Origin of the sequence: Deinococcus arboris (assembly GCF_009755355.1) — a bacterium.
GTDB classification, from domain to species: Bacteria; Deinococcota; Deinococci; order Deinococcales; family Deinococcaceae; genus Deinococcus; species Deinococcus betulae.
In genome coordinates, this window is record NZ_WQLB01000001.1 from 303,845 (window position 1) to 315,112 (window position 11,268).

Consider the following 11,268-nt stretch of genomic DNA (forward strand, 5'->3'; position numbering starts at 1 on the left):
CCTCTTGATCGTGTCAGGCGCTTAGCCCGGAATGCGCAGCTTCTGGCCCGGCTGTATCAGGTCGGGGTTGCTGATGTTGTTGTAATGGGCAATCTTCTTGTACTGCATGGCGTCGCCGTAATACTTCTGAGCAATTTCCGAGAGGCTGTCGCCGGCTTTGACGGTGTACACCGTGTCACCGCTGATCTCGTCCTTCTCCTTGGCCAGAGCCTTGGCACCCGCCGCCACACGCAGGCCACTGGTGTCCACACCTGCCACCCCGTCCACCTCGCGGGCCAGCTTCTCGGCCAGACGCTGCTCGTGGTCACTGTCCACCACGCCGCGCAGGATGATGGTCTTGCCGCTTTGCAGCACATCAATGGGGTCGTCGGCCAGTTCGCCGTTGCCACGCAGCGCCTTCAGGACAGCTTTGGCGATACGGCTGCGGTCTTCCAGTTCAGCCACTTCCGCCTCTGGCATGGGCTCCAGTTCCTGGGGCTGTGCGGCGGCGGGACGGGCGTTCAGGTTGCCGGTCGTGGGGGCCACCTGGGGCTTGAGTTCCGGCAGGGTGGTCTGGCCCGCATTGTCTGACGAGCTTGAAGGAGAGGCTGTGGCGCTGTTCTGCACCGGTGCAGAGCTGGCCTGCTCGAAGGTCACGCCACTCACGTCTACGCTCTTGACGCCGTTAATCCCCTCCGCCACCACGCGAATCAGAGGCAGGTAGCGCTCGTTGGGCACCATCCCGCTCACCGTGACCGCGCCGCCGCGTTCCTGGACCTGAAGCCCCAGGTCTTTCAAGCGAGGCTGCTCGTTCAGCGCGTCCTTGACGCGGTCCGCCGTGCTCTTTCCAAAAGGCCACATGGGGGCAGCGTACACGCCCCCCTCTGGTCAGGGCCGCTGCCTTCAGCCTGGGTAAAGATGAGCTTCAGGGGGTCTGAAGGCCCGGCAGTGGGGGCAGGGCCGGCGACTCTATCCAGCGGCGCAGGACCGCCTCGGCCGGCTGACCCAGCTGCGCGCGCACCAACCTCAGCAGGTCCGCCGTGCGGGTGGGTTGCCCCGCCTGCTGGCGGACGTAGATGTGCAGGAAGCTCTTAAAGGCCGCGTCACCCACGGTCACTCGCACCGCATGGAGGGCCAGGGCGCCACGTGCGTAGGCGCTGCCGTCAAAGAGGTCGTCCGCCGCACGGGCCACCAGGGGCCGGGTGCCGCGCGCCTGCAAACGGGCGTACCAGCCCTGCACCATCGCCTGGCCGTCCTCGCCCTGGCTCTGCGCCCACACCAGTTCGGCGTAGGTGGCAAAGCCCTCGTTCAGCCAGGTGTCGGCCCAGTCGCCCAGCACCACGCTGTTGCCGAACCACTGGTGCGCCGCCTCATGCACAATGACGCGCACCGAGCTGGAGGTGACGGGCATGGTGGACAGCGTGGCGGTTTCCAGGGCGGGCAGGGGTGGAGTGACCACCACCGAACCATAGGTTTCGAAGGGATACGGCCCAAACCACTCGCCCAGCACACGCAGAATCTCGCCGGTACGGGCGTAAGGCGCGCGCACCGCAGGCGGGATGCCCGGTGGGAAATAGTCGCGTAGCGCCACCTGTTTTCCTCCCGAGACCACCGCTGACTGGTCCACCCGCTCCAGCGACCCCAGGTGTAGGGCCAGGGCATATGGGGGAATGGGCTGGCGCTGCTCAAAGGTAAAGGTGCGGCCGCCCACCACCGGCTGCACACCGGTCTGCACCCCACTGGCAGCGGCCGTGACGCCTGGGGGCACCGTAACCCGCAGGGTGAAGGTGGCCGGGTCGGCTGGGTGGTCGTTGACTGGCAGGAACGCGCGGGTGCCGTCCGGCTCGCTGTAGGCAAAGTTGACGCCGCCCCCAGGCCCCGGCACCGCCTGCCAGCCCAGCGCGCCCGGCAGCGATGGGTCAGGCACCTCACCCGTCACGCCGTCAAACCGCACGGTCACGCGGGCGGTTTGCCCCGCCGCCAGGGGACGGCGCACCAGCAACTTTTCAGGGGTGCGCTCGTGCGGCACGGCTCCGCCGTCCCAGGTCACGCCCGTCACGGCCGCGCCCAGATAGTCCAGGCTCAGCAGCGGCAGGGCCTTCACGGCGCGCACCGTCAGGGTCACCTCGCCCTGAAGCGTGCGCGTGCCGGGACGGGCCACGCGGAGCGTCACGTCATAGTGCGTGACATCCAGGCCGGCCTGTCCCAGCTGGGGATAGACAGAATCGCCCCAGGCCGGCGCCGGGAGCGGCTGCCCCAGCGCCGCGCCCAGCAGCGTGAGGGTCAGGGCCAGCGCTGCCCGCCGCACCGCCTTAAATCGGGTAGTACGAGCGGGGCTGACCCTGCACGAAGTCGCGCGTGGGCACCCACAGCAGCGGATTGCGTTCTTCGACCTCGGGGGGCGGGCCGTAACGCACCAGCCCCTCGATCTGGTCAAACGGCACCCATTTGACCCCCACGACCTCAGGGTCGGTCGGGTCAATCGAGCCGTGGAAGGTGGCAGTAAAGCGGCCAAAAATGGCGTAGCACTCGTTGCGGGTGCCGGTCAGCAGTTCGCCTTCAAGCAGACTGACAAACATCAGGTCGGTCACGGTCAGGCCGGTTTCCACCAGCACCTGCCGCACCGCCGCGTCGCCCAGGGTTTCGCCCGGCAGGGCCTTGCCGCCCGGCAGACCATAAAAGATGCTGCCGTCGTCCATCCGTTCTTCGACCAGCAGCAGGTGGCCGTCCTGTACCAGATAGACGTGGGCGGCCCGCTTGACCGGCAGGGTACGGGACAGGTGACTCATCAGAGCGGCAGTCTAGAGCATTTGACTGAAATCACAGGGCCACGCGGGGAGACCTGGGCTTTGAAGACTATGCAGACGGCGCCGTTCCCTTTGCCAGACCGGCTAACTCTGTCCATCTCAAGGGTTGAAGCCGCCTGCTCGTTCAACTTGTGCAGAGGCCAGCGGCAACTGGCCCAGGTCACCTCTGCTTCAGCTGACAGCGCCTTGCAGCAGCGCCAGCAGGTCGTCGGGCAGGCGGGCTGGGCGGTAGGTGTGGTCCGTGGCAATGTGGCGCGTTTCGCCCGTGGCCAGCACCTCCTCTGCCCGGCGCACCTCATAGGTAAAGGTCAGGGTACGGGAGCGCACGCTGCTCAGGCGGGCATGAATGTGCAGTTCGTCGTCGTAGCGGGCGGCGCGGCGGTACTCCACGTTCAGGCCTGAGAGCATCAGGTAGTAGCCGCGCGCCTCCACCTCGCGGTACGGCAGCCCCAGCGCGTGCATGGCGTCGGTGCGCGCCACCTCGAACCACACTGGATAGCCGGCGTGGTGGGCGACCCCCATCGCGTCGGTCTCGGCGTAGCGCACGCGCAGCACCGAGACAAAGGCGCTCACCAGCGCTCTCCAGCCGCGTAGAACTCCAGGGTGGGCGTGCGCCGCAGCCGCACCTGATCGGCCACTTGGCGCTGAAGGTGCCCGCGTGCGCCGCGCAGGGCTTCCAGCAGGTCTTCCATCTCGCCGGACATAGAGCTGACGTACACCCGCGCCAGGCTGTAGTCGGGGGTCAGCGCCACCCGCTCGACCGTCACGATCATGGGCACACGGGGGTCTTGCAGTCCGGCAATAGCGTCACTCAGCACGCGCAGCAGTTGTGCCTGCAGCTGCTCGGTCCTCATGGTCGCCACCAGGAAAAGAAAAGGGAGAAGCGCGGCATCCCCGCATGGTACGGCATGACGGGCGACTGGGCGCCCTGCTCTAGCCTGATGACATGAAGACCCTGGACCTGAACACCTGGCCGCGCCGGCCCCACTTTGACTTTTTCCGGGGCTACACCCAGCCGCATTTCAGCGTCACGGCCCCGGTGGACATCACGGCTTTCCGGACCCAGGTGCAGGGGCGGCAGGTGGCCTTTACGCCAGCTGTGACCTACGTGCTGAGCCGCGCGGCCAACGAACTCACACCCTTTCGCTGGCGGATTCGGGGGGACGAGGTGGTGGAACATGAGAGCGTTCATCCCTCGGTGACCGACGCCGGGGCCGAGAGCGAGCTGTTTCACTTTTGCCTGCTGCCGTACCAGCCCGATGCGCGGGGATTTTTGCAGGGAGCCGCCGCTGCCCTGGCCGCCAGCCGCGCGCAACCCGGTCTGGACGAAGACCCCGTGCAAGACGACGTGCTGTATCTTTCCAGCTTGCCCTGGGTCGCCTTTACGGCCATTACCCACGCCATGCCACTGGCCCCGGCCGACTCTATTCCGCGCCTGAGCACCGGCCGGTTTACCGAGGTGGGCGGGCGCTGGCAGATGCCGCTGTCGGTGCAGGTCCACCACGCGCTAATGGACGGGCGCCACGTGGGCGCCTACTTTGAGGCGGTGCAGACGCTTCTGGACGACCCGGCGAGCCTGACCTGAGATTTCTCGGGCGCCGGAGCGCGCTCACGGTCACAAAACGCCGTCTGCTTTTTACTCTCTCGCACACTCGGTTGAGACGAGGCCGACGCAACAGGAGCTGGACTGCCAGGGCTGCCCAGCACGCATGGGCTGTTGTCAGTCTCCGATAGAGGGGATGGCCAGGCTGTTTTTAGCGAAGAGCCGATTGGCCACCTCTAGACCTGATATGGATTCCACTTCATTGCAGCACAGCCGGGAAGGCGCCGTCTGTGTCTCCATATCGTGAAATCCGCATCTGTTGCTTCTCGCTTCGCTCGGATTTCATCGAGCATTCTGCTCGATTCAATCGGAGTCCGTATGACCGCTTCACTGCCGTCCCAGTTACTGCCGCTGTCTCTTGGCGTGCCTCACTTCGTTCGCCTAAGAAGCAGTTGAGGATCATCTTCCTTGGCCGTTCTAGATTCTGCTGCCAGAACTACCGGCGGTCTCGGTTGACCCTCCCCCCTTCTCTATTTCACGTACCGCCGCCCCGCATACTCTGTAAAGACCCCAATGCCATAACTGACCTTACGCACGCTGTCCAGCACGGCGCGGCCATTCCAGGCGATGCCCGCGCTGCTGCCACCGTCCAGGAGCAGGGCGTCGCGCACGCCCAGGCGGGTCATCACCTTGCCCATCTCGGTGGTGGTGAGGCGGGCATGGGTGCTGACAAACACGAGGTCGCGGTTGCCGATCAGGCCCACAGCGCTGCGGGCGGCGCGGCCAAACAGCGCCGGATCGCGGAACACGGTGCTGTAGCGCGTGACGACCTGGCCGCCGCTCAGGATGCGTGGCCCCGTCGCCACCACGGTTTCCAGCCCGGCCCATGAGGTATCTAGTGGGCGTCCCAGGGCCGCCACCGCACTGACCCGGAAGGCCGCGCGGTTGTCAGGCGTGATGGTCAGCGCCTGCGGAATGCGGCCCCAGGTCAGCAGCCGCCCCTGGGTCACGATGTCACCTGCCGGGGCATACGACTGCGGGTGAAAATACGACCCATTCACCAGCACCCGCGCCCCGCTGCGCCGAGCCAGGTCGCCCACCCGCGCGCCCGTGCTGAAGGTCAGGCGGCGGGACGGCAGCACTGGGGCCACCAGCACGTCGCGCCAGCGCAGGTCCACATTGGCAATCTGCACGGGCACATTCAGGGGCTTCAGCCGTTTGAAGGTCACTGGCTGGCGCTGCGGCCGGGGCGGAATGGGCACCGGCACCCGCATGGGCACCAGCAGCTTCTTGCCCGGCACGACGGCGCGGTAGGTGCTCAGGCCGTTCAGACGCCGCAGCCCGTCCAGGCTCAGGCGGTAGCGGGCCGCCAGCACCTGCGGCGTGTCTTTGACGCCCACCCAGACGTAGCTATACACCGTGCGGACCTCAGTGGTGGGGCGCAGCGCTGGGCGGGCGGCGGGCGGCACAGACAGGCGCTGGCCCCGTTGCAGGGCGTCGCCGCGCAGCCCGTTGGCGGCCTTGAGCGCCGCAACCGACACCCCGGCCCGCGCCGCAATCCGGCGGAGGGTATCGCCGGCCCGGACGGTGTAATTGGGGGCAGATGAGGTCACCGCTCGCACGCGCAGCACCTGACCGGCGCGGATGGTCGTGCCAGTCAGGCCATTGAGTTGCTGAAGCTGAGCCACACCCAGACCCGCACGGGTGGCGATCTTATACAGGGTGTCACCTGATTTGACGGTCACAGTGGGCGGCGTGAGGGCCAGGCCGGAACCCAGACTCACCAGAAGAAGAAGAGAAAGCAGTCGCCGCATGGGGTCACACCTCATCACAGTTGTGCCACGCGGGTGTGAAGTGAAGCTGACGCGCCGTTGAGCACAGATGCCGCTTCATGACGGCACAGCCGGAAAAGCACCGTCTGCTCTCCTTCTTACTCTGTTGCGCAGCTCTGCGAGTCCGCCCGGATTTCATCGGCGTCCGTTGAGGCGGGCCGCAGCGTCGTCCTGGCAGTGCCGGGGCCGATGGAGCGATTGGCTTCTCGGTTCAGGTGCCGGGGGTGCTGCCCGGAAAGACCGCCACACGCCCCACCATGTAGGCGCAGCCGTACAGAAACAGCGTCGCCACGGGCAGCAGCCTCAGGCCGATGCGGTGCTCGACCATTCGCCCCTTGACCAGCACCTCGATGACGTACAGGGTCAGCAGGCAAAAGCCCGTGTACATCCAGTGTTCCCAGTCGCGGCTGGGGTCGGCGGCGTAGCCGTACTTGGTGGCGCCGCCGCCCATATCGGTGGCACTGGGCACTTTCAGGCCGCCCAGCGCCAGCAGGATGCCCGTCACGCCCGGCAGGAGCAGCCCGGCCCAGGTCAGGCGCAGCCACACCAGAAAGGGCGTGCCGACCTGCAGTTTCAGCGCCGGGCCCAGGCTCCAGACAAACAGCACCAGGGTCAGCAGGGCCAATGGGGTGGGAAACAGCGGGATAGGAAACCCGACAATCTGATACCCGTGAAGCTGGCGCAGGAACTCCATGGCTGCCAGCGTAGCAGGGGACGCGCCGGGCCCTTAACCGGCCAGAAAGTCCACGACCGCGTGGGCCGGCAGCGCCGCTCCGCCGAGCAGGGGCTGGGCCTCGCCCGCAGCCCGCACCTGAAGGTGGGCCGGGACGCGCAGCAGCAGCAGTTCACGCCCACTGAGGCTGACCGTCAGGTCTTCCAGGGCGGGCGCCCGCAGCACGCGGCCCAGGTCGGTAACCGGCGCGTGGAGCGTCAGGGCGTGTTCGCCGTAAGGGCCGCGCACCCGCAAGGTGGGCCCAGCGGTGTGCAGCGCCAGTGGCAGCCCCAGACCGGTCAGTTCACCCAGGGTGGGATGAGGCGCGCGTGCTGGGCGGGCCACCGCCACCCCCAGCAGCGTCCCTGGCCGAATCACGTCGCCCGGCTGCACCAGCCGCGCCCCCTGACTGACTTCCAGGTCTGGCGGCACGCGCAAAATCCGCAGGCCGGCGCGGTGCTGCTCAGCGCGCAGGCCGCTGAGGTGCGGCACACTGGACAGTTGCCCCAGATCAAAGGGGCCGCCCAGAGGCGTGGGCACCCCCGTCACGTCCCCGCTCGCCGACACCAGCGAGAGCGTGCGGTCCTCGCGGTAGGTAAGGCCCTCGACGGCGGGCGGCGCACTGGGGCGTAGGCGAGCGCGCGGCGCGGCGGGGCGGCGCAGACTGAGGGCCGCCAGAACCAGGAGCGCGGCCACCAGCGCCGCCACCAGCAGCGACACCGCCGAGAGCGCCGGAATCGCGCGGGCTGGTGTGGCCGGCGGCGAGGACCCGGCCGGCTCTGGCAGCACCCGGCCCCCCGCCGCCCCCACCAGTTCAGGCAGCGCCAGAGGGGGCGACCCCGGAAAGGTCAGGGTGGGAACGAACGTCTGGCCTGGCTGGGGCCTGAGGCCGGTCAGACGCACCGCAAATTCCCGCGCGCCGGGCCGCGCCTCCAGGCTGCCGCGTACGCCTTCTCCCAGGGCACCTAGCGTGGCCGCCGCCGGATTCAGGCCCGGCGCCGCGCGGTACCGCAGCACCAGGTCGTCGCCTGCCCGCAGTTGCCGCGCCGCACCGGGGTTCAGCCAGCGCAGGGCCCCGGCCGGCAATTCAGCGCGCACAAGCACCCGCCGGGGCCGGGCGGCCAACCAGCCGGCGCCAGCGGCGGGCGGCGCACACAGCAGTGCCGCTCGGCCTGGGCGCAGGTCGGTCAGGGTCAGGGCGCCAGCGCCACTGCGCAGCCCCGCGCCCGCCACCGTCAGCGGTGTGCCCGCCGGAAAAGGGCTAGGCAGGGTGCCGTCACTGCCGGCCACCCTTAGCCCGCCTTCCAGGCCCGCAGCGGTCAGGGCCGGCACCTCACCCACCGGCACAGTCAGGCCGCTGGCATAGGCACTGGCGCGCACAGCCGCCTGGGCTTCGGGGGGAATATCGGTGCCCAGCGCAATGTAGGTCAGGCGGTCCAGGGCGCCGCGCCCCTGAAACGCTGCCAGCGCGGCCTGGGGACTGACCGCCTGACCTGCCGCTCGGGTGTCGTTGTCGCGGCCATCGGTGAGCACGAACACCTGCGTGACCGCGCCGCCTGCTGCCGACAGGGGCGCCAGGGCGTCACGCAGGCTGCGGTAGAGATAGGTGTTCTCACCGTCGGCCTTCAGGCCACCCAGCGCCGCGTTCCACGCCGGGGTGCCCGCAGGGCGCGTGAAGGTGCGGCGCGAGCGCAGGCCCGAATCGAAGGTCAGCAGTTCCACCTGGTCCGGCTGCTGCGCGCGCACGTACGCCCCGATACTCGCCTTGACCCGCTCGAAGATGTCGGCCCGCCCGTCTCCGATACCGCGCATGCTGCCGCTGGTGTCCAGCACAAAGACAGCCCGCGTCCGGGTGGGCAGCGGCGCAGGAGGCAGCGCGCACGCCACCTCCTGCGCGCTGGCGGCGCTGGCCAGCAATGAGGCAGACAGCAGGGCTATGCGGAGCATTCGCCGTGCATTGTAACGGCGACTCTCTGCGCAGGAAACCGGGGAAGCGGGCGACACCCAGCTTTACCCGCTAGGCCAGCCCCAGCCAGAAGCCCAAGCGCGCCCGCCCACACACCGATTCTTCCCCCTTCAACTTTCCCTCGCTTATTCTGCTATTTACAGAAAATATTTGACCCTTTTCAACTCTGGTAGTATACTGAACAGAGCTGGAAGGCGCGGCTGGACGCGCAATTCCCTACACCTCTCCCCCATCACACGCTGGCCCCACCCGGAGCCGCGTCCCAGGAGTGACATGACCAAAACCGATGACACCCTCCACGACTCGCCCGTCGAAGAGATCACCAGCACCAACCGTCCCGACGCCGAATACAACGCCAGTCACATCAGCATGCTTGAAGGCATGGACGCGGTGCGTAAGCGCCCTGGCATGTACGTTCAGGGCGGCACAGGGGTCGATGGCTACCACCAGCTCCTGACCGAAATCATTGACAACGGGATTGACGAAGGGCTTGCCGGCTTCGCCACCGAAATTCACATCACCATGCACGCCAACGGGTCCGCCACGGTCACCGACAACGGGCGCGGGATTCCTGTCGACATCATGGCGAGCAAGGGCCGCCCCGCCATCGAGGTCATCTTCTCTGAGCTCCATGCAGGTGGGAAGTTCGGCCAGGGGGCGTATAAGGTCTCCGGCGGCCTGCACGGCGTCGGCTCGACGGTCGTGAACGCCCTGAGCACCTTCCTTGACGTGACCGTCAACAAACACGGCCAGCTGCACAACATCCGCTTTGAAAAAGGCGTGCTGGTCAAGCCCCTGACAGTTGACGGCGACACCCCCTCCACGGTCACGTGGGCCACCAGCGTCACGTTTCACCCGGACCCCGCCATCTTCAAGGAGTTCGACAACCAGTTCAACTACGACCGCATTCGCAACCGCCTGCGCGAACTGGCCTACCTGACTGGGCTGAGAATTGTCATCACCGACGAACGCACCGAACTGCACGCCGGACAGGTCAAGCAGGAGATCTTCCATGAGAAGGGCGGTATCGCCAATTTCGCCCGCGCCCTGGTGACCGACGACACCAAACTGCTGTATGACCAGCCCATCGTCATGACGGGCAATCATAGCGGCGTGAACGTCAAAGTCGCGTTCATTCACGCGAACACCTACGCCAGCGACAACATCCTGACCTACGCGAACATGATCCGCACCCGCGACGGCGGCACCCCGCTGACCGGCTTCAAGACGGCGTACACCCGCATCCTGAACAAGTACGCCAAAGACAAGAACCTCATCAAGAGCGGCAACCCCACGCCCAGCGGCGACGACCTGCTGGAAGGGATTTACTGCGTGGTCAGCGTTGAGGTGGAAGACCCGCAGTTTGAGTCGCAGGCCAAGGTCAAGCTGCTGAACAGCGAGGCGCAAACGGCCGTGAACGCTGTGGTGGGCGAGAAGTTTGCCGAATTCCTGGAGGAAAACCCCAAGGTCGGCAAGACCATCGTGGAAAAGGCCGCTGAAGCTGCCCGCGCCCGCGAAGCCGCCCGCAAGGCCCGCGACATCGTGCGCCGCAGCAACCCGCTGGAAAACGACGACCTGCCCGGCAAGCTGGCCGACTGCTCATCGCAGGACCCCAGCGAATCCGAGCTGTTTATCGTGGAAGGCATTTCGGCTGGCGGTTCAGCGAAGGGTGGCCGCGAGCGCCGCTTTCAGGCCATCTTGCCCCTGCGCGGCAAGATTCTGAACGTCGAAAAGGCCGAGCTGAACAAGATTCTGAAGAACGCCGAAATCCGCGCGCTGATCGGCGCGATTGGCGCCGGTGTGGAAGGCACGGGCGACCGGATGCACTTTGACCTGTCCAATCTGCGCTACCACAAGATCATCATCATGACCGACGCGGACATGGACGGCGGGCACATCGCCACGCTGCTGCTAACGTTCTTCTACCGCTACATGCGCCCGGTGGTGGAGTCGGGTTACCTCTACATCGCCCAGCCGCCCCTGTACCGCATCATGGTGGGCCGCGAGAAGAAGGGCACGTACCTCTACACCAACGAGGAACTGAAAGAGCATGTGGCCCGCGCCAACAAGGAAGGCAAGAAGTACGACATCCAGCGCTTCAAGGGGCTGGGCGAGATGAACGCCGACCAGCTGTGGGACACCACCATGAATCCCGAAACCCGCGCCCTGAAGCGCGTGGGCATTGAGGACCTGATCGTGGCTAACGAGGTCTTCGAGAACCTGATGGGCAGCGAGGTCGCTCCCCGCAAGACCTTTATTCAGGAAAACGCGAGGTTTGCCGAAATCAGCGTGTAATACGGATTCCGCTTAATTGCAGCGCAGCCGGTGCCTTTCCGTCTGCGCTTCCATCTCGCGCAATCCGCATCTGTTCCTGCTCGCTCTGCTGCGCAACTTCCCAAGTCCGCTCGGATTTCATCGGAATCCGTATA

General features: G+C 66.7%; 10 protein-coding genes. 2 read left to right on the forward strand and 8 right to left on the reverse strand.

From position 1 onward, the window contains the following. Positions 1-21 precede the first annotated feature (21 nt). The 5 genes from GO986_RS01405 to GO986_RS01425 all read right to left on the reverse strand — a co-directional run bounded on the left by GO986_RS01405 (position 22) and on the right by GO986_RS01425 (position 3,640). Complete coding sequence (locus tag GO986_RS01405) at positions 22-840, reverse strand: BON domain-containing protein (RefSeq protein ID WP_157457418.1); 819 nt, start codon at positions 838-840, stop codon at positions 22-24. 64 nt (positions 841-904) lie between these two features. Next, positions 905-2,287 (reverse strand): M1 family metallopeptidase, encoded by a 1,383-nt coding sequence (locus GO986_RS01410; protein WP_369409069.1) that lies wholly within the window; start codon positions 2,285-2,287, stop codon positions 905-907. Positions 2,288-2,291: 4 nt separating this feature from the next. Then, complete coding sequence (locus GO986_RS01415) at positions 2,292-2,768, reverse strand: NUDIX domain-containing protein (RefSeq protein WP_157457419.1); 477 nt, start codon at positions 2,766-2,768, stop codon at positions 2,292-2,294. A 189-nt stretch (positions 2,769-2,957) separates the two neighbouring features. Further along, positions 2,958-3,359, reverse strand: a complete 402-nt coding sequence (locus GO986_RS01420; protein ID WP_224573016.1) for an acyl-CoA thioesterase — start codon at positions 3,357-3,359, stop codon at positions 2,958-2,960. Then, a complete protein-coding gene (locus GO986_RS01425) occupies positions 3,356-3,640 on the reverse strand; it encodes a ribosome-binding factor A (RefSeq protein ID WP_157457420.1) in 285 nt (94 codons plus the stop codon). The genes GO986_RS01420 and GO986_RS01425 overlap by 4 nt, the downstream gene beginning before the upstream one ends. Before the next feature lie 92 nt (positions 3,641-3,732). On the opposite strand from GO986_RS01425, the gene GO986_RS01430 reads away from it, so the two are divergent. Next, positions 3,733-4,371 (forward strand): chloramphenicol acetyltransferase, encoded by a 639-nt coding sequence (locus tag GO986_RS01430; RefSeq protein ID WP_157457421.1) that lies wholly within the window; start codon positions 3,733-3,735, stop codon positions 4,369-4,371. Between the two features lie 488 nt (positions 4,372-4,859). Here GO986_RS01430 and GO986_RS01435 read toward each other — a convergent pair whose 3' ends face one another. The 3 genes from GO986_RS01435 to GO986_RS01445 all read right to left on the reverse strand — a co-directional run bounded on the left by GO986_RS01435 (position 4,860) and on the right by GO986_RS01445 (position 8,820). Beyond that, on the reverse strand, positions 4,860-6,113 hold the full coding sequence (locus GO986_RS01435) for a LysM peptidoglycan-binding domain-containing protein (protein ID WP_369409070.1): 1,254 nt from the start codon (positions 6,111-6,113) through the stop codon (positions 4,860-4,862). A gap of 259 nt (positions 6,114-6,372) precedes the next feature. Then, positions 6,373-6,855, reverse strand: coding sequence for a hypothetical protein (locus tag GO986_RS01440; protein ID WP_157457423.1), 483 nt, complete (start codon positions 6,853-6,855; stop codon positions 6,373-6,375). A gap of 33 nt (positions 6,856-6,888) precedes the next feature. Beyond that, positions 6,889-8,820 (reverse strand): vWA domain-containing protein, encoded by a 1,932-nt coding sequence (locus GO986_RS01445; protein ID WP_157457424.1) that lies wholly within the window; start codon positions 8,818-8,820, stop codon positions 6,889-6,891. Between the two features lie 292 nt (positions 8,821-9,112). On the opposite strand from GO986_RS01445, the gene GO986_RS01450 reads away from it, so the two are divergent. After that, complete coding sequence (locus GO986_RS01450) at positions 9,113-11,134, forward strand: DNA gyrase subunit B (RefSeq protein ID WP_157457425.1); 2,022 nt, start codon at positions 9,113-9,115, stop codon at positions 11,132-11,134. Positions 11,135-11,268 lie beyond the last annotated feature (134 nt).

What these genes read in the sequence shown, in the direction of transcription:
- GO986_RS01405 (WP_157457418.1), bottom strand. Translation starts at nt 840, where the DNA reads ATGTGGCCTTTTGGAAAGAGCACGGCGGACCGCGTCAAGGACGCGCTG.
- GO986_RS01415 (WP_157457419.1), bottom strand. Translation starts at nt 2,768, where the DNA reads ATGAGTCACCTGTCCCGTACCCTGCCGGTCAAGCGGGCCGCCCACGTC.
- GO986_RS01425 (WP_157457420.1), bottom strand. Translation starts at nt 3,640, where the DNA reads ATGAGGACCGAGCAGCTGCAGGCACAACTGCTGCGCGTGCTGAGTGAC.
- GO986_RS01450 (WP_157457425.1), top strand. Translation starts at nt 9,113, where the DNA reads ATGACCAAAACCGATGACACCCTCCACGACTCGCCCGTCGAAGAGATC.
- GO986_RS01440 (WP_157457423.1), bottom strand. Translation starts at nt 6,855, where the DNA reads ATGGAGTTCCTGCGCCAGCTTCACGGGTATCAGATTGTCGGGTTTCCT.
- GO986_RS01445 (WP_157457424.1), bottom strand. Translation starts at nt 8,820, where the DNA reads ATGCTCCGCATAGCCCTGCTGTCTGCCTCATTGCTGGCCAGCGCCGCC.
- GO986_RS01430 (WP_157457421.1), top strand. Translation starts at nt 3,733, where the DNA reads ATGAAGACCCTGGACCTGAACACCTGGCCGCGCCGGCCCCACTTTGAC.